The organism is Nitrospira sp. (assembly GCA_015709715.1).
In the GTDB taxonomy this organism is placed as follows: Bacteria; Nitrospirota; Nitrospiria; order Nitrospirales; family Nitrospiraceae; genus Nitrospira_A.
Genome location: CP054184.1, coordinates 3,715,095 through 3,733,900, shown reverse-complemented (window position 1 = coordinate 3,733,900; position 18,806 = coordinate 3,715,095). Strand labels below are relative to the sequence as shown.

General features: G+C 61.1%; 22 protein-coding genes and 1 pseudogene. 4 read left to right on the top strand and 19 right to left on the bottom strand.

Annotation, left to right across the window (positions count from 1 at the left end):
* Nucleotides 1-9: 9 nt before the first annotated feature.
* From moaB to HRU82_17805, 9 genes and pseudogenes are all read right to left on the bottom strand, one after another.
* Nucleotides 10-559: pseudogene (moaB, locus tag HRU82_17845) on the bottom strand (molybdenum cofactor biosynthesis protein B).
* Nucleotides 556-783 carry a hypothetical protein gene (locus tag HRU82_17840; GenBank protein QOJ36699.1) on the bottom strand — a complete coding sequence of 76 codons (228 nt, stop codon included), beginning with the start codon at nucleotides 781-783 and terminating at the stop codon, nucleotides 556-558. The pseudogene moaB and the gene HRU82_17840 overlap by 4 nt, the downstream one beginning before the upstream one ends.
* 158 nt (nucleotides 784-941) lie before the next feature.
* The gene (locus tag HRU82_17835) at nucleotides 942-1,601 is read right to left on the bottom strand and encodes a DUF3386 family protein (GenBank protein ID QOJ36698.1); all 660 of its coding nucleotides are present in this window, start codon (nucleotides 1,599-1,601) and stop codon (nucleotides 942-944) included.
* 13 nt (nucleotides 1,602-1,614) lie between these two features.
* Nucleotides 1,615-2,631 (bottom strand): GTP-binding protein, encoded by a 1,017-nt coding sequence (locus HRU82_17830; protein ID QOJ36697.1) that lies wholly within the window; start codon nucleotides 2,629-2,631, stop codon nucleotides 1,615-1,617.
* On the bottom strand, nucleotides 2,621-2,899 hold the full coding sequence (locus tag HRU82_17825) for a hypothetical protein (GenBank protein ID QOJ36696.1): 279 nt from the start codon (nucleotides 2,897-2,899) through the stop codon (nucleotides 2,621-2,623). The genes HRU82_17830 and HRU82_17825 overlap by 11 nt, the downstream gene beginning before the upstream one ends.
* Nucleotides 2,896-3,963 (bottom strand): WD40 repeat domain-containing protein, encoded by a 1,068-nt coding sequence (locus tag HRU82_17820; GenBank protein QOJ36695.1) that lies wholly within the window; start codon nucleotides 3,961-3,963, stop codon nucleotides 2,896-2,898. Before HRU82_17820 ends, HRU82_17825 begins: the two co-directional genes overlap by 4 nt.
* Complete coding sequence (locus HRU82_17815) at nucleotides 3,951-4,922, bottom strand: GTP-binding protein (GenBank protein QOJ36694.1); 972 nt, start codon at nucleotides 4,920-4,922, stop codon at nucleotides 3,951-3,953. Before HRU82_17815 ends, HRU82_17820 begins: the two co-directional genes overlap by 13 nt.
* 204 nt (nucleotides 4,923-5,126) lie before the next feature.
* The gene (locus HRU82_17810; GenBank protein QOJ36693.1) at nucleotides 5,127-5,432 is read right to left on the bottom strand and encodes a hypothetical protein; all 306 of its coding nucleotides are present in this window, start codon (nucleotides 5,430-5,432) and stop codon (nucleotides 5,127-5,129) included.
* Nucleotides 5,423-5,839 carry a transcriptional repressor gene (locus HRU82_17805; GenBank protein ID QOJ36692.1) on the bottom strand — a complete coding sequence of 139 codons (417 nt, stop codon included), beginning with the start codon at nucleotides 5,837-5,839 and terminating at the stop codon, nucleotides 5,423-5,425. The genes HRU82_17810 and HRU82_17805 overlap by 10 nt, the downstream gene beginning before the upstream one ends.
* A 117-nt stretch (nucleotides 5,840-5,956) precedes the next feature.
* On the opposite strand from HRU82_17805, the gene HRU82_17800 reads away from it, so the two are divergent.
* Nucleotides 5,957-6,739 carry a TatD family hydrolase gene (locus HRU82_17800; GenBank protein ID QOJ36691.1) on the top strand — a complete coding sequence of 261 codons (783 nt, stop codon included), beginning with the start codon at nucleotides 5,957-5,959 and terminating at the stop codon, nucleotides 6,737-6,739.
* Here the strand turns inward: HRU82_17800 and HRU82_17795 are convergent.
* Nucleotides 6,726-7,208, bottom strand: a complete 483-nt coding sequence (locus HRU82_17795; GenBank protein QOJ36690.1) for an NYN domain-containing protein — start codon at nucleotides 7,206-7,208, stop codon at nucleotides 6,726-6,728. The two genes, HRU82_17800 and HRU82_17795, sit on opposite strands and share 14 nt — an antisense overlap.
* 146 nt (nucleotides 7,209-7,354) lie before the next feature.
* Here HRU82_17795 and HRU82_17790 point away from each other — a divergent pair, with 146 nt between their 5' ends.
* From HRU82_17790 to HRU82_17780, 3 genes are read left to right on the top strand one after another with little or no spacing between them, the layout of a single operon-like run.
* Nucleotides 7,355-8,683, top strand: coding sequence for an N-acetylmuramoyl-L-alanine amidase (locus HRU82_17790; GenBank protein QOJ36689.1), 1,329 nt, complete (start codon nucleotides 7,355-7,357; stop codon nucleotides 8,681-8,683).
* A 39-nt stretch (nucleotides 8,684-8,722) separates the two neighbouring features.
* The gene (gene truA, locus HRU82_17785) at nucleotides 8,723-9,517 is read left to right on the top strand and encodes a tRNA pseudouridine(38-40) synthase TruA (GenBank protein QOJ36688.1); all 795 of its coding nucleotides are present in this window, start codon (nucleotides 8,723-8,725) and stop codon (nucleotides 9,515-9,517) included.
* Between the two features lie 42 nt (nucleotides 9,518-9,559).
* Entirely contained in the window at nucleotides 9,560-9,871 is a 312-nt protein-coding gene (locus HRU82_17780) for a phosphate starvation-inducible protein PsiF (protein ID QOJ36687.1), read from the top strand.
* On the opposite strand, the gene cysE is transcribed toward HRU82_17780, so the two are convergent.
* From cysE to HRU82_17735, 9 genes are all read right to left on the bottom strand, one after another.
* Nucleotides 9,868-10,518, bottom strand: a complete 651-nt coding sequence (gene cysE, locus HRU82_17775) for a serine O-acetyltransferase (GenBank protein QOJ36686.1) — start codon at nucleotides 10,516-10,518, stop codon at nucleotides 9,868-9,870. The genes HRU82_17780 and cysE overlap by 4 nt on opposite strands.
* A gap of 35 nt (nucleotides 10,519-10,553) precedes the next feature.
* Nucleotides 10,554-11,036, bottom strand: coding sequence for a 2-C-methyl-D-erythritol 2,4-cyclodiphosphate synthase (locus HRU82_17770; GenBank protein ID QOJ36685.1), 483 nt, complete (start codon nucleotides 11,034-11,036; stop codon nucleotides 10,554-10,556).
* Entirely contained in the window at nucleotides 11,033-11,764 is a 732-nt protein-coding gene (gene ispD / locus HRU82_17765; GenBank protein QOJ36684.1) for a 2-C-methyl-D-erythritol 4-phosphate cytidylyltransferase, read from the bottom strand. The genes HRU82_17770 and ispD overlap by 4 nt, the downstream gene beginning before the upstream one ends.
* 119 nt (nucleotides 11,765-11,883) lie before the next feature.
* Complete coding sequence (locus HRU82_17760) at nucleotides 11,884-12,909, bottom strand: TRAM domain-containing protein (GenBank protein QOJ36683.1); 1,026 nt, start codon at nucleotides 12,907-12,909, stop codon at nucleotides 11,884-11,886.
* A 52-nt stretch (nucleotides 12,910-12,961) separates the two neighbouring features.
* Nucleotides 12,962-14,515, bottom strand: a complete 1,554-nt coding sequence (locus HRU82_17755; protein ID QOJ36682.1) for a DegQ family serine endoprotease — start codon at nucleotides 14,513-14,515, stop codon at nucleotides 12,962-12,964.
* 28 nt (nucleotides 14,516-14,543) lie between these two features.
* Nucleotides 14,544-15,467, bottom strand: a complete 924-nt coding sequence (locus tag HRU82_17750) for a class I fructose-bisphosphate aldolase (protein QOJ36681.1) — start codon at nucleotides 15,465-15,467, stop codon at nucleotides 14,544-14,546.
* A gap of 35 nt (nucleotides 15,468-15,502) precedes the next feature.
* Entirely contained in the window at nucleotides 15,503-16,507 is a 1,005-nt protein-coding gene (gene fbp / locus HRU82_17745) for a class 1 fructose-bisphosphatase (protein ID QOJ36680.1), read from the bottom strand.
* A gap of 140 nt (nucleotides 16,508-16,647) precedes the next feature.
* Nucleotides 16,648-17,370, bottom strand: coding sequence for a DUF3108 domain-containing protein (locus HRU82_17740; protein ID QOJ36679.1), 723 nt, complete (start codon nucleotides 17,368-17,370; stop codon nucleotides 16,648-16,650).
* Between the two features lie 34 nt (nucleotides 17,371-17,404).
* Nucleotides 17,405-18,805: a phosphomannomutase/phosphoglucomutase gene (locus HRU82_17735; protein ID QOJ36678.1), complete on the bottom strand. Its 1,401-nt coding sequence runs from the start codon at nucleotides 18,803-18,805 to the stop codon at nucleotides 17,405-17,407.
* Nucleotide 18,806 lies beyond the last annotated feature (1 nt).

Sequence of the window (18,806 nt, the reverse complement as noted above, 5' to 3'; positions counted from 1 at the left end):
ATGAACGCGTTATGCGTCGACATGCGGCTCCTGTTCATGTCGTACCCTCGGCAGCAGCTCCACCAGGTTGCAGGGTCGGTGATTGAGGTCGAGCTGAGGCAGGATGATCTGCTCCATGCCGAGCCGACAGGCTCCGAGACTCCCGGGAAGCAGAAACACAATCGTGTCCCCACACACCCCGGCATCGGGCGCGGGACTGAATCGTGGAGGTGCCGATTTCCGCATAACTCAACCAGCGGAACAGTTCACCGAACCCGGGAATCGGTTTGGTGAATAGGGAGCGGACGGCATCGGGTGTCACATCCCGTTGCGTGACGCCCGTCCCCCCGGTCACGATCACGAAGTCGACCTTGGGATCGGCGACCCAGGCAGCGATCGTCTCGCGAATCGTGTGGAAATCGTCCTTGCACAACCGTCGGTCGGCGAGGCGGTGCCCTGCTTGGGTCAGTCGACCGACGATCGTATCGCCACTCCGATCCTGCTCCAGCGTCCGGCTGTCCGACACCGTCAAGACCGCCACATCCACAGGAGCCGCCACCCTTGTAATCGTCGCCGTCATGATTCGGTGTCCTTTCCCTCCGTGAGTGCATCCTGCAGCACCGCGCTTAAATGCCTGGCCTCCGAGAACCGCACCGACCACCTGGTGCTGCCTTCACGATCCCCGACTTCGTCCAACAGATGCCGGATCGCATCTGCCAGGGCCGCCGCTTCGGCCGAATGCATCAGCCCAGCAAAGGACACTTCTGCCGCCTGCGCCAGGTCCCAGGCCCGTTGATACAACACGACCAGCGGCAGGCAACATGGAGGCCGTTCGGCCGTCTCGGATCTGGGCTGTGTCCAGCGCCAGTTCCCCTGCCCGCAACTCCGGCCGCTCCGGTATCAGGCGAGCCCCGTCTATCTGATTGTCACCCATCACCACACCTCATGCTGTGAGAGTTCGATCACCGCGTCTTGACCGTCCCGCTTTCTCCGAACGACACGCAACGGCGCAGCGGCAACCACATACCGTCTATATCCAGATACTCGTTCACGTAACTCTCCATTCTCACGACCGATTGGCCATCCAGCGTGAAATAGGTCATGACGTAGTGCGAGGAATACTGCCGACCATCCGGCGCCTGATCGTATCGTTCGATCGTGTTCACGCGACGCTCGGTCATGGGGGTGAGACGACCAATCTGGGTATAACGATGATCCTTGATTCGGTACCACGATTCGAGTCGCCCACCGGTGAGCAAGACGCGCCGCCCGCGCGGATGCGGAACGGCGGGATCGTCGTCTGGGTCGAAGGACAACACATATTTCCCGTCGCCTTCCTCGAAGGAGGCAGAGGCCAGGTGCATCCCCTGGGTCCACAACCGCTCACGTACCCACTCTTGCAGCGACGGGTCGGCACCGGCCAACTCGACGGTGGTGTCTTTCCTGGGCACGAGCCGTACGCTCCCGGCCCAAATCCGCCCGTCCTCGTTCAGCGTCACGTTCGCCCGATAGCCGGCGAAGGAGGCAGGCCAGTTGTACATGCGACTGTGCGCGTCCTTGACCAGGAGGCGCGCAACCGAATCATCGACGAAGGTGTGCCCTGTGCCTGTCGTTGTCATCATGATCACTCCCCTCTCATCGCGACATCTTCTTCCCAGCCCGACGCCGACCAGTGGTGCCCCGCTCCGGCTGCACGAGACACTGTTCAAGCCCTTCCAGAAACCGTTGCCAGGCCACCCGCCGGCCGATCACCACAATCTTCGCTTGCGACTGCTTCACACCCTGGTACGGCACAATGGACAACGCGCCCATTATCCACTGCACCTCTTGCATCCCTTGACCCCCCTGAACTCTGGCGTATCCCTTCAGCCGCACCACGGAGCGTTGATATCGCCTCAACCAGCGCTCCAGCCGATCCGGCTCGAACGGCCGCAGGATTTTGAAGCTGCCGCTCCGGTACCCCGCGGTAGAATCCTTGAACGGACCGGTGACAATCTTCGCCCTGCGCCTCTCTGCCGGTCCCTCTAACAGTCGATTGATCGGGACATCCGCATGGACCGCCCTGACAATGCGCGCTGCGGGATTGGCCGCTCTGATCCGTCCCTCCACGAGCGCGACCTGCCGGTCGTCGATCTGATCGAGCTTATTCAGGACCACCATATCGGCTCGTTTCAGGTGATCGTTCGCTGCAGGCCAGTACGCGCCGAGCTTCAGGAATCTCGGCGCATCGACCATCACGATCACCGAGGCCAACCTGGCCGTATGCGAATGCTCGGCCAAGGCCCGCTCGACGCCGGCCACCACCTGGCCCGTGTCCGCCAAGCCGGCTGTCTCGACGAACAGCGGAGCGCCCTGCGTTTTTTTCAAGAGATGGCCGACCTTCTCGGCGAATGCCCCCGACAGGTCGCAGCAGATACAGCCGCTCAGCAGCGACTCTAGCTCGATCTCGTTGGATCGGGGATGTTCATGCAGGACGGCGCCGTCCACATCGACTTCACCGAACTCGTTCATCAGCACGCCCGGTTTCACGCCACGCTCCAACTCATGAGCCAGCACCCGTTTCAGCAATGTGGTTTTCCCGCTACCGAGAAAACCGGCGATCACATAGACCGGAGAAGCTGAGGCTCTGGCTCGCGTGGCCTTAGTGGGCATGATGCGACTCCTCTCCAGCCGCCAACGCCTCGACATCCGCTTGAGACACCTCGTCGGCCGCTTTGTGGATTTTGTATTGTGTCGTCCGTCCCGGCCCTTCGAGCACCGCGATGACGGTTTCGATCGGCGGGCATCCCGGCTCACGGCACTCTAATTCCGTCACCATCACAGTGGTCTCGTCTGACAGTACCCACAGCCTGCGAGCCCAGGCCTTGATGCGCTCCGCCCGATCCGGAGCGATGGTGCGACGCCCGCCGAATAGGTTCATGACCGCCCTCCGATACTTTCCACGGCAAACAGCGACACCACGCCGTCATTCGTGCCGGTCGCCAGCCATGTGCCGTGAGGACTCCAGGCGACCGTAGACAGTCCGCCCGACTTGTTCACTTCCTGGCTGAGAATCGGCTTGGTGGTCTGCGGCTCCCAGATACATAAGAGGCCGTCTTCACCAACCGTCGCGACGAGCGACAGGTTGGGATGACAGGCGATCTCCTGAATCCACCCCAGGTGTCCTTTGAACAGGCGCCCGCCGGTGCCTTCGAATTTTTTCATGTTCCAGGAGACGAGCGCAGGACCGGAGGCTGTGAACAGATTAAGCCCGTTATGGTCAAACCTGACCGAGGTGACCTTCATCGGATAGCCGGACATGTGCCAATTCTGTTCGCTGTCCGTGCGAAACAAATGCACTGAGCCGTCGAGATTTCCCGAAGCCAGATACTCCCCGGACGGATTGACCGCGATGGACAGTAACGCGCCGTCGTACGGGAACGGCCGCACCGGTTTTTGCGTTCCCACCGTCCAGAGCCATGCACCACCATAGCAGGAGGAAATGACACCGCCCCCATTCGGCATCCAGGACAGCGCCGACACAGTCGTTTTGTGCGCCGGTACATCCGCAACCAGCTGCGGGCTACTCGCCGCATCCACACTCCAGATCCGGAGGCTCTTCCCTGCCGATGCCGCCAGAAAGCGCCCGTCCGGAGACCAGGCCAGATGTTCGCCCCACGAACCCTGCTCTCCCACGGGAAGCACGGCTCTCTCCGCGCTTGCATCGAGGCCCCAGAGCCGGACGACGCCATCCTGCCCACCTGTTGCCAACCCGCTCCGGCTCGGATGCCAGGCGAGCGTGAGAGCCGACCGGTCATGGCCTCTGAGATCGCCGAGCGGTTGCACCGTAGGTACCTGCCAGATCGAGACTTGTCCCGATGCGGAACAAGCCGCCAACCCGGTGCCATCCGCAGAGAAGGCCACGCGATTGATGTAATCGCCGAGCGTGACATACCCCACCGAGCCCAACGTGATGATCGCCTTCGACTTGGCTAGACGAGGCATGACCGAAATCCTTTCGTCAACGCCGCGCGGTCGAGGTCTTTCCCGATAAACACCAGTTGGTTGCTGCGGGCTTCCCCCTTCTTCCAGGCTCGGTCCGCCTTGCCGTCGAACAACATGTGGACCCCCTGAAACACGAACCGCTGGTCGCGTCCTTCGACGTTCAGAATGCCCTTCATCCGGTAGAGCTTCGTTCCCATCGTGGAGAGCACCTCGCGGAACCAGTCGTTGACCTTCCTCTCATCGATCATTCCCTCTTCGACCAGCGCCACAGAGAAGACGCTCGGATCATGTTCATGAGCTTCTTCGCCCAGAAAATTCGGATCGATCTCCAGCTTCCGGCTCAGATCGAACGCGCCGATGTTCAACAACCGGTTGATCTCCACCTGCGCATCCCTCGTCCGATGAATCTTTGCCATGACGTTGATCGCCTTGATTCGAGCCTCGAGCCGGTCGACCTCGGCCGACGGCACCAGATCGATCTTGTTGAGCAGAATCACATCGGCAAAGGCGATCTGCTCTTTGGCTTCTGGACTCTTGTCGAGGTGTTCCCAAATATGTTTCGAGTCGACGACGGTGATGATCCCGTCGAGCGACAACCGCCGTTTCATCTCATCGTCCACAAAGAAGGTCTGGGCCACCGGCGCAGGATCGGCCAACCCTGTCGTCTCGATGACCATGTAGTCGAACCGGTCTTTTCGCTTGAGGAGATTGCCGATGATGCGGATCAAATCGCCCCGTACCGTGCAGTAGATGCAGCCGTTGTTCATCTCAAAGATTTCTTCGTCGGCGCCGATGACAAGTTGATTGTCGATCCCCACTTCGCCGAACTCATTCACGATGACCGCCACACGCTTGCCGTGCTCGGTCGTCAAGATTCGATTCAGCAAGGTCGTCTTTCCTGCCCCAAGAAATCCCGTCAGAACCGTCACAGGAACGGGCGCCATCAGGTCGGTAGCCATACTCACCTCCAGTGAATGAAAACCCTCAACAGAGCGCGCACACCATGCACGCCTTCTGCAGGAAAAGACCGAGCGCTGTTCTTCCGGGCGAAGAACAACCCAACCCCTTGAGCTCCTGCCCCACAGGAGGCGCAAGCAGGCAGCTGCCCGGTCTTCCCCTGCACAAGACGCGTGAGGGGGACCATCAGCACAACGAGACGAGTGTTAGAGAAGGATGGGAGGACCGCGGACGGAGACGTGAGAGAGCACAGTGGAACGGTGCGGAGCCGTCAAGACGGAGGAGACGGACGTGATGATCTGCACCAGCGACAGAGGAGGAGCGCTGGAGTGCAGGCCGGCGCTGGCGGCATGGTCGAGCCACGCGCAAGCATCCTGGTCGGAATGGTCATGCGAAGGGCCGCTCGCGAAGGCATGGTTGAGCAACAGGGGTTGCAGCGTGAACACCAGCAACAGGTAGGCGAGCACGATGGCCCAATGCCGACTTCTTGCGAATACCCTGCTCAGCGACATTGCGCGCACCGTCCAAAGAACTCCAACGCGTGGCCCTCGACCGCAAACTTGGTCTGCTGTTCGACCAGCTCGGTGATCTTCTTGACCGGGCAGAGCATCAGATCAACGATCAGCCCGCAGCCTCGACATTGGATGTGGTGATGATGCTCCCGTCCCTGAGAGACCTCGTAACGGGTCTGACCTTCGTGCAAACTGACGGGCTGGACCAGCCCAAGATTCTGGAGCATGGTCAAATTGCGATACACCGTCACCAGGTCCGCCGACACCTTCGCTTTCTTGAGCCCTTGATGGATCTCCACCGCCGTAACAGGCAGCGCGCTCTTTTCCAAGAGGTCCAAGATGGCCCTTCGCGGCTTCGTCAGTCTCTTGCCGCCGGATCGGAGATTGCGCAGGATCGAAGTTCTCATCGGTCGCCCATATTGCAAATGAGTTGCATTTAACATTGCGGCCGATGAATGTCAAGTGGCCGACTGTGCCTCCTTTGCACTCGCGACCCCGTCGGACACCATGGTAGGATGCGCGCTATGCTGATCGACACCCATACCCATCTCGATGACGCTCGCTACGATGCCGACCGCGAGGCCATGCTGGCCCGTGCGCGCGAGGCGGGGGTCGAACGGATGATCACCATCGGCTGCGACCTCGCCACCAGCCGCGCAGCGGTGGCCTTGGCGGCACAATACGACTTTGTCTATGCCTCGGTCGGTGTCCATCCGCACGAAGTCAGGCACATCACCGACGACTGGTATGACACCTTGCGGCAGCTGGCGCGGGACAGCGAGAAAGTGGTGGCCTATGGTGAAATCGGCCTCGATTACCACTACAACCACTCGGACCCGGACCTGCAGCGCAGGCGCTTCCGTGAACAATTACAGTTGGCCCGGGAGCTGCGACTCCCCGTCATCATCCACACCCGAGAAGCGCAGGACGACACGATTCGCATCTTGAAGGAAGAACGAGCCTCAGAGATCGGCGGAGTCTTTCACTGCTTTTCAGGCGATACGTGGCTGGCGAAGGACGCGATCGAATTGGGATTTTACATTTCGTTCTCCGGCATTCTGACGTTTCAGAATGCCGCCGTGCTGCGCGACATTGCAAAGACGGTTCCGGCAGACCGGCTGCTCATCGAAACGGATTGCCCCTACCTGACTCCCGTTCCCCATCGCGGGAAACGCAACGAACCGGCCTACGTGAGGCAGGTGGCCGAACGGCTCACCATGCTCACGCCAAACGGCGTGCCCACGACGGTCGAAGCCATCGCTCGCTTGACCGGCGACAACGCACGCAGGCTGTTCAGAATCCCTTGAGTTGATGGTTGCGACGACGCTGTGACTTGGGCAGTTTGCGAGGATTGCCCCGTTTGTCCTGTGAGCGTGTGCCCCTGTCATCGTCTCCACGATCCAGTTCCTTGAACGGGGCCACAGAACCAGACGGGGAACGCTCCTGGAGTTTGGTTCGAAACTCCGCGGCGCCGAGAATGAACGCTCCCGCCGCTCGAGCAACGGCCACCACCTCGTGGTCCGAGGACACGACGGCGCAATCCCTGCCGTAGAGCCGCGCCAGCCGCTGAATCACCTGGTCGGCGCGCTCGCCACGTTTGGAATAGACGACTTCGATCCCGGACAGGAACTCACGCTGCTCGGACGGAGCCCCTCCCTGCCAACCGTCGAACACGATCGTGATGGCATGCCCCTTCCGATGACGATACCCGGTCAGGCTCCGTAACAATGCGTCCCGCGCCGCTTCGAGACGGCCGGCTGCCGGCGGGCCGCCCATGCCAGCGCTCCCCAGAAGGTTATATCCATCGACAAGCAGATGCGTCGCCATTTAGAATCACGTCGTTTGAGGGCTTTGGTTGACATTACCACAAACATCTGAGAAAAGGCCTTATGCACCACCCTCGGTGAGAGGAGTTCCGGCCTGTGAGTCGTGCCCCCCGTCCGTTCCGTTCCATCCTTCTCCTCCTGTTGAGCGTCCTGCTCTGTAGTGTCTTCGTCGACGCACGGGCGGAACATCCTGTTGCTCCGTCTTGGTCGCCGACGCCGGTGGCAGAGACGATCGCCCCGAGGTTCCTGGCGGTGAAACAAGAGTCTGCTGCCGGTGCGCGATACCCGACGATGGTGCGAGACCTCCGCAGTTGGTCCACCGCCGACGGTACCAGACTCGTGCTCGATCTCAACCGCAAGGCGTCGTTCTCGGAGCACCATCTGCACAACCCCGACCGCGTGGTCATCGAAGTGCAGAATGCCGTTCTCGGGAAGGATTCCCGCCGACGCGTCTCGGGTGGAACAGTGCCTCACCCCTATCAGATCACCCAGAGCAAGCCACGGACGGTCACGATCACCTTACCGCGCAGCCAGATGACGCAGTATAAGGCCTTCGCCTTGGCCAATCCGGACCGGCTGGTCATCGACGTGTCGCGCATGGCCAAGGAGGGCGCTCGCCAAGTCGGTGAGGTCTCCACCACCGTTCCGCCGGCTCCTGCACCTGCCGCCGCATTGCCGACGCCGCCGGTCATCCCCAGTCCCACCGTCACGGAGCCCGCGCGCCCGGCGAGTCCCAAACCCGCCCCTCCCATCCGCACGATCGTCATCGATCCGGGACATGGCGGCAAGGACCCCGGCACGATCGGACGCCACGGCACCACGGAAAAGGACGTGACCCTCAAGGTCGGGCTGATGTTGAAGGATCTGATCGGCTCGCTTCCGAATACGCGCGTACTCATGACGCGTGATCGAGACACCTTCATCGAATTGGAAGATCGCGCCAAGTTCGCCAACGAGAAAAACGCGGACTTGTTTCTCTCGATTCACGTCAATTCTCACCCCCACAAGGGCATCCGGGGCCTGGAGATCTACCACTTCGGAGAAGCCAAGGACCAGCGAGCGCTCGAAGTGGCGGCACGCGAAAATGGAACCCCGCTCAACAATACCGGCGTCGGCTGGCAATATATCGTCGCCGACCTCCTGACCACCAAGAAAATCGAGCACTCTCAAGAGCTGGCCTGGACCGCCAAACAGGCCATGGTCTCGAACCTCAACAGCCGCTACAGCACCATCGACCATGGCGTAAAGACGGCACCCTTCTATGTGCTGCGCTTCACTACGATGCCCAGCATTCTGGCCGAAATCGCCTTCATGTCGAATCCCACCGAAGAAGACCAGATGCGCTCCCAGCCGTTCCTGACGCATATCGCGGAAGCCATTTTCGACGGTGTGAAGACCTACCTCCACACCAATCCTCTCAGGTGACAGCCCCCTTCTCGTTCGGTTAGAGTTCCCAGGTAAGCCATGACTACCTTCAAAGTCGTCATCGAATACGACGGGACCGCCTATGCAGGCTGGCAGCGACAGCTGAACACCGTCACCGTGCAGGGCACGATGGAGCAGGCGCTGGCTGCGATCACGACGGAGCGCCCGTCGCTCGTTGCGGCCGGACGAACAGATGCCGGGGTCCATGCGCTTGGTCAAGTCGCCAGCTTCCGGACCGACCGGAATTTATCCCCGAGGGAATGGTTGCGCGCCTTGAATGCCCACCTGCCGCCCGACATCAGTGTGCTCTCCGTCGAGCCCGTGCCGGATGCATTTCACGCACGTTATTCGGCGACCGGTAAACTGTATGAGTACCATGTGCTCAACCGATCGGAACGGGCCGCCTTGTTGCGGGAACGGGTATGGCTCATATATAAACCGCTGGATGTGGTCGCCATGCAGGAGGCTGCCGCCCTTCTCAGGGGAACGCACGATTTCTCCGCCTTCCAGACGGCCCCCACCGACAACGAGAACCCCGAATGCCACCTCCAACAAGCGGATATCGCCCGTCGCGACGACCTCATCGTGTTGTCATTTTACGCCGATCGGTTTTTGAAGCAGATGGTGCGCAGCATGGTCGGCACGCTCGTGGAGGTGGGCCGCGGTAAACGTCCGGCGGCGGACATGAGCCGTGTGCTTGCCGCACGCACGCGGGCGGCGGCGGGACGGACCGCCCCCGCTCATGGACTGTATCTCGTCAGAGTCGACTATGGAACCGTGAATGGCCAGGCAAGCAAGGCGCTCATGGTCCCGACTCGGCAGCATTTGGTCTAGTGCTCACTCCTCGAACCTGTTCTTCGTCGAAAGGAGTCGTCGATGAATCACCTCGCGATTCTGTTGGCCTCGGCCGTCGCCAGCCTCTGGCTGATCACTCCGCCTGCCGGGTACGCCGGCGCCCTACAGAACAAAATGAAAGCCTGCAATGCCGAAGCGGATGCCCAGGGGTTATATGGAGAGGGCAAGCGAGACGAACGGAGGGCGTTTATGAAAGCCTGCCTCTCCGCCAAACCCGCCAAGGCGGCCGCTGCGCCGCAAGAAAAAATGAAGGTCTGTAACAAGGAGGCCAAGGCGAAACAGCTGGCTGGGGATGAACGGAAGAAATTTATGAACATGTGCCTCGCCGGCTAGCGAGGGTCCTGGGACGCGCGCTCGTCGAGCTTCTTGCGCAATTCGATCAGTTCCTGCTCCAAGGCGAGGAATCGGTCGCTGATGGGGTCTGGAAGATTGATGTGATCCATGGTGGCATCCGGCAGACGCTCCCCTTGTGACTTGATGATGCGCGCCGGCACCCCGATGACGGTGGAGTTGGGCGGCACCGGCTTCAGCACGACCGAGTTCGCACCGATCTTCACGTTATCGCCGATGCGGATGCCGCCGAGAATCTTCGCGCCGGCTCCCACCACCACATGGTTCCCCAGCGTCGGATGGCGCTTACCGCGCTCCTTACCCGTCCCGCCGAGCGTCACGCCTTGAAACAGGGTCACATGGTCGCCTATCTCCGCCGTCTCGCCGATCACCACGCCCATGCCATGGTCGATGAAGAACCCAATCCCGATCTTTGCGGAGGGGTGAATTTCGATGCCCGTCAACCAGCGCGCAAGTTGTGAAATGGCCCGAGGCAAGAAGGGAATGTGGTGGCCTTTCAGCCAATGCGCCAGGCGATAGGCCAGCAGCGCATGGAACCCCGCATAGGTGAGAATGACTTCGAGCCTGCCGGTGGCGGCCGGGTCACGATCGAAGATGGCCTGGAGGTCCTGTTTGATCGTCTTCAACATGTCCAGCACTCGACGCGGCAACCGCCCGACACGGACTACACGCGTTCGATCACGCAGACCGCCTGAGCCGCAATCGCCTCCTCCCGTCCCACCGCATCCAACCCTTCACCGCTCTTCACCTTCACGTTCACCAGGCCGGGATCGACGCGAAGCACGTCGGCAATGGTCCTTTCCATGGCCGCCAGGTGGGGGCTCAGTCGAGGCGCTTGCGCGATGATCGTGCTGTCCACGTTGCCCACGCGATACCCTTTGGCTCGCAACTTTTCCGCCACATCTTCCAGGAGCTTCAGACTGGAGATGTTTTTATACCGCTGGTCGGAACTGGGATAGTGCCGCCCCAAATCTCCCTCGCCCATGGCTCCCAGCAAGGCATCACAAACGGCGTGCACCAGTGCATCCGAATCGGAATGGCCCTGTAGCCCCTTGCTGTGCGGAATGTCCAGTCCGCCGAGCATCAACTTGCGCCCCTCCACCAAGGGGTGAATGTCCCACCCGCACCCCATTCGTATTGCCGTCATCCGTCTCTCCTCACCGCTCGTGCGCCGAGAATCGCTTCTCCGATCACGAGATCTTCCGGCCTCGTCACCTTGATGTTTTCTCCACTGCCTTCGACGACCACGACCGGCTTTCCGATCAACTCCACCAAGTGCGCATCATCCGTCGCCTGGCTCCCGCTCAGGTGGCCCTTGCGGTGCGCTTCCGCCAACCACTCGCGTCGAAAAGCCTGCGGGGTCTGCGCGAGCCACAGGGGCCCTCGATCCACGGTCCGCTCGATGACGCCGTTCGACCCGACCGATTTGACCGTATCCCGCATCGGCAGCGCGATGATCGCTGCGCCATGCTCCACCGCCGCGGCCACCACCCCGCGGACCATATCTTCGGTCAGAAAGGGGCGTACGGCGTCATGCACCAGCACGATCTCGCAGTCGCTTCCGACTTCCGACAAGGCATGACGGACCGAATCCTGCCGCTGCGCCCCACCCGCCACGACCTTCGTCACCTTGCCGAACTCCCCGCCGGCCAGCACATGATCGAGACAATATTGCCGTTCCGCCTGAGGAACCGCGAGGATGATTTCGTGAATGGTAGGCGACGCTTGAAGGACACGGAGGGAATGGACGAGAATCGGCACCCCCCCCAACTGCAGAAATTGCTTGGGAATCCGGCCGCCCATACGGAGCCCGCGGCCTGCCGCCGGGACCAGCGCCACCACTCGCGGGAAACTTTGCTGTTCACGAGTCGGCACGGACACACTCACCGCCGCGGGCACAGGGAGGTTGCACGCCCTCCACCCCCCTTGCACGGACTTTCCACTTCGGGGCCCTGCCTGCCCAAACGCGGCCCGCTTGCGACCCCATCATCCGTTTACGCACGAGCGACCTGATACTCCTCCCGCTCAGTCTCTTCCTTCAACCGGGTGAAGATCATGCGACCCGCCGTCGTTTGAAGCACACTGGTGACCGTGACGTCCACGTTTCTGCCGATGCACCGACGGGCGTTGTCCACGACGATCATGGTCCCATCGTCCAAATAGGCCACGCCCTGGCCCGCTTCCTTGCCTTCCTTCAACACGAAGACGCGGATGGTTTCACCCGGCAACACGACCGGTCTCAAGGCATTGCAGAGTTCATTGATATTCAGGACCCGCACACCCTGGAGTTCGGCCACCTTGTTGAGATTCAGATCGTTGGTGATGATACGCCCACCGACTTTCTTGGCCAGCACCACCAGTTTGGCATCCACTTCCTTGACGTGGGGAAAATCCTCTTCGACGATTCGGACATCCACGTCGTTCATCTTTTGAATCTTGTTTAGGATATCCAACCCTCTGCGCCCGCGAGCCCGCTTGAGCGAATCGGACGAGTCGGCGATGTGCTGCAGCTCGTTCAAAATGAAATGGGGCACAAGAAACGGTCCTTCCAGAAATCCCGTCTCACAGAGATCCGCTACGCGTCCGTCGATGATCACGCTGGTATCCAACACCTTGACGACAGCCTGTCCCGCGCCAGGTCCGGTTGCCGCTTGCGCCAGTCCCGGGAACTGTTCGTTACCGAAACGGGCGCCCATCACCAAGCCGAGATACGGGAGGCCGAGGAGAAACACGAGGCCCCCGATGTGAAATAGGAACGTCTCCACATCGAACACCGCACTCCCTACCCATTCCACGAGACCCGTCAACACGAGGCCGCCGGCGAGACCCGCTGCGCCTCCGACGATGATACCGAATGAAAGTCTTCGAAGCGCATATTCCCCGGCCAGGATGAGTCCCCCTGCCGCGGCGCCGACCCCAAACCCCACCCACAACAACTCGCGACTTTGGTCTTGGGCCCGTAGAAACAAGGCCATACCGGCAAGAGCGCTGAGAAGAACAAATATGGCCCGTACTACCATACTGCCTCCCTCCTCTCTCCGTGAGCGACCTCGTAGAAGCGGTTCGCCGTAATCACGGTCTCAACGTCAGATAGATGGCCCGTCCCTGCCGCTTGAGCAGGAGCAGGACCGATTGGTCCTTCGACAACTCCGTCGCCAGACGTTCGTAGGCCTTCAACGTCGGGACCGCTTTGCGATTCACCTCCAGCACGAGATCCCCCTCACGCACCCCGGCCTCCTCCGCAGGACTGCCCGCCTTCACCCGCACGACCACGACCCCACGGTCGGAACCCTTCAATCCATACCGACCGGCCAGTTCGTTGTTCAATTCCCGCACCTCGATGTCGGACAACAATCCCGCGGGCGCCAGAGATTCTCCGCCGTCATCGGAAGATCCGGCTTGAGCCAAGTTCTTCGGTTGCTCCGCGATGGTGAGGTCGATCGATTTAGACTTCTTTTCCCGAATGATCTTGACGGTCACCTTTTTTCCGACCGCGGTCTGCGCGACTGCATTCCGCAGATGCGCCGGAGAATCCATGGGCTTGCCGTCGTATTCGATGATCACATCCCCGCGCTCGAAACCGGCCTTTTGGGCGGGGCTGTCGTCCATCACATCGCTGACCAGCACCCCCTTGGTCTCTTTGGGCACTCCGAACTGCGAAGACAGTTCCGGAGTCAGCTCCTGGATCGACACGCCCAGCCAGCCCCGCACGACCTTTCCGTGCTGGACCAGCTGCTCCATGATGGTGTGAGCCATGTTGCTCGGCACGGCAAAGCCGATGCCCATGTTCCCGCCGCTTTGACTGTAGATGGCCGTGTTGATCCCGACCAATTCGCCCCGCACGTTCACCAAGGCGCCGCCGGAATTGCCGGGATTGATCGCGGCATCCGTCTGGATGAAGTCCTCGTACTCGGCGATTCCAGCGGAGCGCCCGAGTGCGCTCACGATCCCCAGCGTCACGGTCTGCGTCAACCCGAAGGGATTGCCGACCGCGAGCACGAATTCCCCGACCTCCAGCTTGTCCGAATCGGCCCAGGCCACCGTAGGCAAGCCGCTGGCCTCGATTTTCAGCACGGCCACGTCCGTCTTCGCATCTGTGCCGACCAGCTTCGCCTTGAACTCCCGCTTGTCCGAGAGGAAGACCTTGATCTCATCGGCCTTGTTGACCACATGGTTGTTCGTGATGATCAAGCCGTTGGCGTCGACGATCACCCCGGACCCCAACCCGCGCTCCTTGCGCTCCTTCGGGGCCTCGAACCGCTTCATCCATTCGTCTCCGAAGAACCGGCGGAAAAACGGATCGTCGAACGGCGTGCCTTGCAAACCTTCACTTTGCCCGTTCCTGGTCGCGAAAATATTGACCACCGCCGGCTTCACCAGCTTGGCGACGTCCACGAAACTCTGGCCCCCGCCCCCCGGCAATGACGGCTGAATCGCCGTGGCAACCGGCGTCGCGACAGGGGGCGGGACGGGTTGCGGCTCCGGCACCGCATGGCCAGTCGGCAACCAGCCGAGATCGGAGGTGATGATCACACCGATCAACACCCCCGCGACCAGCAAGAGCAGCGGGAAGATCAGGTTCCGACGCGAAGCGTCCCGCCCATCTGGAATACGAAAGTCGTCCATACGAGTCGTCGATGTATCGGTGGTCTCGTTACGGTTGCTCGCCGGCGTAGAGGGCCATGATCGTATGCAAGAACTTTACGGCATCGGCCTTCGGACGTTGGAACGAATTCCGGCCGATGATCGACCCGAACCCTCCCCCGTCGCGAATCGCCCGCACCTCGTCAAAAATCGTCTTCTCGTCGTTCTTGGCTCCGCCGGAGAAAATCACGATCCGGCGCCCGTCGAACGAACTCTGCACGACATGCTTCACCCGCTCCGCCAGGGTCTTGATCGGCACCTGTTCGGCCTCATACACCTTCTTGGCCGCCGCCTGCTCCAAATGGGTCGTAGGCAACTTCACCTTGATGATATGGGCGCCCAATTGCGCGGCGATCTGGGCCGCATAGGCCACCACGTCCATCGCGGTTTCCCCCTCCTTACTGAGGGCCGACCCGCGCGGGTAAGACCACACCACCACGGCCAACCCGCAACTCTTGGCCTCCTCGGCGATCGCCCGCAACTGTTCGTACATGCGATTACAATGGGCGGAGCCCGGATAGATCGTAAAGCCCACCGCCGAGCACCCCAGGCGCAACGCTTCCTTGACGCTGCCCGTCACCGAGGGCAGCGGATCCTTCTCATCATGCAGCACGTCATGGTTGTTCAGCTTGAGAATCAGGGGAATGCTCCCGGCAAACCGGCTGGCACCGGCCTCGATAAAGCCCAGCGGCGCCGCGTATGCATTGCAGCCGGCATCGATAGCGAGTTGAAAATGGTAATGAGGATGGTAACCGCCCGGGTTCGGTGCGAAGCTCCTCGCCGGTCCGTGCTCGAATCCTTGATCGACCGGCAGAATCACCAGCTTGCCCGTCCCGGCCAATTTCCCGGCATTCAACAGCCTGGCGATGTTCGCCTTGGTGCCGGCATTGTCACTCTCATACCAACTCAGGATCTCCTGAACCCGATTGCTCATCGTCACCTCCCAACAACCCTCAATGACATTAGTCGTTACGCCCGTCCCTGGATGTAAGATTCCGCCCGGTGCACATCGTCGGCACTGCCGATGATCAGAGGAATACGTTGATGGAGGGCGGTCGGTTGGACCGCCATGATGCGGTCGCTCCCGGTACTGGCCGCCCCTCCGGCCTGCTCGACCACCATGGCCAGCGGATTGGCCTCGTACAGCAGCCGCAGTTTCCCCTCCGGCTTGTCGGACTCGCCGGGATAGAGATAGATGCCGCCGCCTAAGAGCACCCGATGCACGTCGGCCACGAGGCATCCGCAGTAACGGCCGCTGTACGGCCGTCCCGTCGCCTTGTCCTGCTCCTTCAGGTAATCGAAGTAGCGTCTGGTGCCGACCGGCCAGCGATGATAATTCCCCTCGTTCGCCGCGTACACCTTGCCCTTCTTGGGAATCCTGATGTTCTGGTGCGACAGGAGATACTCGCCGATGGCAGGCTCGAGCGTAAAACCATGGACGCCCTGCCCGACGGTGAAGACCAACATCGTGCTCGATCCGAAGAGCAGATACCCGGCGGCCACCTGTTCGGCGCCATTCCGAAGCAGCTCCGCTTCCACCGGCGCCCGATCCCCGCCCTTATGTCGCAGCACGGAGAAAATCGACCCGAGCGGCATATTGACATCGGTGTTGGACGACCCGTCGAGCGGATCGAACAGCAGCATGTACTTGCCTCGCGGCCAATGTTGAGGCAACTGCAGCGGCTTCTCCATCTCCTCCGAGGCCAATGCACAGACCAGCCCGCTATGCTGGAAAACCCGAACGAAGGTATCGTTGGCCAGCTCATCGAGTTTCTTGACCGCCTCGCCCTGAACGTTCACCTCCCCGGTGGTCCCCAGGATGTTGATCAACCCCGCTCGCCTCAGGTCGTGCGCGATCAACTTGCCGACCAGGCCGATCTGCGTCAGCAACACGGAAAACTCGCCCGTCGCCTCCGGATGCGCAGCCTGCTGCTCAATGATAAAGCGGCTTAACGTAACGGGAAATGTCGTCATGGCTCCCTTGACGGCTTCCTGAAAAAACACCTCACCCCTGCGGTTGGTCGGCGGAAGGGTTAAGCTGTTGTTCTAAAAGTTGGCGCAATTATAACGGTTTTGATCTGGGCGAGCAAACGAAGCGGCGTCGGCGGCTGGCCCTAGGATTTGGTCGCGCGGCCATACCCTTGCGTCAACTCCGCGACAATGGACCCGATGATCACCTTGGCCTTCATCCGGACCGGCACCCTGAAGGGATCGGTGGTCAACCACACGCGGATATTGCCCTCGTTGAGGAAGATCCCCTGAAACGGCATGATGACCAAGACTCTGGCCGTCTCGCTTCGTCCCCAGGCTCCCTCCAATGTTTCAAGGGCTTCGACCCTGACCCGGAGTGGGTAGTTCTTCTTGTCATGATGGACGGTCATGGTGAGGGATGCACCCGGCACCAGCGGGAGTACATTGCGGGCGTAATACAGGCAGGAAATGGCATCCTGGGCGTCCGGAGGAATCGGCAACTCGTCGGCCTTGCCGTCCTTCACCGCCGTCACCATGCCCTCACGATGCCGGAAGGTATAGTCGAAATCGTTGAATCGTTTTCCTTCGCGGCGCGCGAACGTCATATGCAGCGGCAAAAAGGATTCGACATCGACCGTCGACACCGCGCGATTGTCCACCGGGTAAAACTTAGTCACCACCGGACTGGAACGCGCCACCATGCCGAGCCGGACCTGTGGCCGATCCCTGTCCGCTTCGACGGCCTGCACGTCCAACATCGCCGTTCCCGCTCGGATGGCCAACCAGGTCAGATCATACGAAAGCCGTTCACCGCGCAGGAAGGGCGCGTTCCCTTCGGCAGCACCAACCCACGCGGGCATGACCATGATCGGGAGAAGTAGGAGCGTGAAGACGGTGGTGTTACAACGCGAGCGCACGGCGAGCCTGGGCGAGTTCGGTCTCAACGGCCGCGCGAATCACGTCCAAACGAGCTTGGGATGGAGCCTCGAATCGGAGCACCAGCGCCGGCTGCGTGTTCGACGCACGAATCAGGCCCCAGCCGTCATCGAAAATGGCGCGCACGCCGTCGATCGTCACCAGCTCCCGTAGGCGCAAGGTAGAAGCCCCGAGCGGCCGGTTGGACTCCAGGTAGCCCGAGAGTTGCGCACGCACCTGGTCGACTAACTGAAACTTCACGGAGTCCGGGCAATCCACGCGAATTTCTGGCGTCACCGTAGTCTGCGGCAGGTCCGCCACAAGACTCGACACCGACTGCTTGGTCTTCGCCAGGATTTCGACCAATCGGCAGGAGGCATACACGGCATCGTCGAATCCGAAATAGCGGTCCGCGAAGAACATATGGCCCGACATTTCACCTGCCAGCACCGCCGACTCTTCTTTCAACTTCGCCTTCATGAGGGAATGGCCGGTCTTCCACATGATGGGACGGCCGCCCTTCGCCGCAATGTCGTCATACAGGCATTGTGAGGCCTTCACCTCGGAAATGAAGGTGGTGCCGGGACGGCGCGCGAGGATGTCCCGCGCATAGACCACCATCAGCCGGTCACCCCACAGAATCTGTCCTTGTTCGTCCACCGCACCGATCCGGTCGGCATCCCCGTCGTATCCGATGCCGACATGGGCCTTCTGCTCCTTGACCGCGGCAATCAAGTCTTGCAGGTTCTCCACCACTGTGGGATCGGGATGGTGGTTGGGGAAACGTCCGTCCAACTCGTTGTAGAGACCGGTCACGCGGCACCCCATCTGTTCCAGCGCCTGTTTGGCCACCAGCGAGGCGGCGCCGTTGCCGCAATCGATCACCACATGCAGATGGTCCGCCCGAACATCCGCAAAGTCGCGTTTGAGATGCTGCAGGTAGTCGGGAATGATGGCATGCGAAGAGAGGGTACCGCAGCCGGAGACGAACCGGCCTTCCTCCATCACCCGCCGCAACCGTTGAATCTCCTCGCCATGGATGGCGTCCTTGCCCAGACAGATCTTGAAGCCGTTGTATTCGGCGGCATTGTGACTACCCGTAATCATGATGCCGCCCTGCACCGGCAGGTGGAACAGGGAGAAATACACCAACGGCGAGGTGCAGAGCCCCAGATCCACGACATCCAACCCGCCGGCTAACAGGCCGCGCAACAGCGCCGCCTGCAACGCGGGGGAACTGAGCCGTCCGTCTCGGCCCAGGCTGATGCGGGACACCCCGCGTTCGCGCGCCATGGTCGCATAGGCTCGCCCGACCTGATCGGCGATATCCTCGGTCAATTCATCGCCGACGATGCCCCTCAAATCGTATTCGCGAAAGAGCGCCATC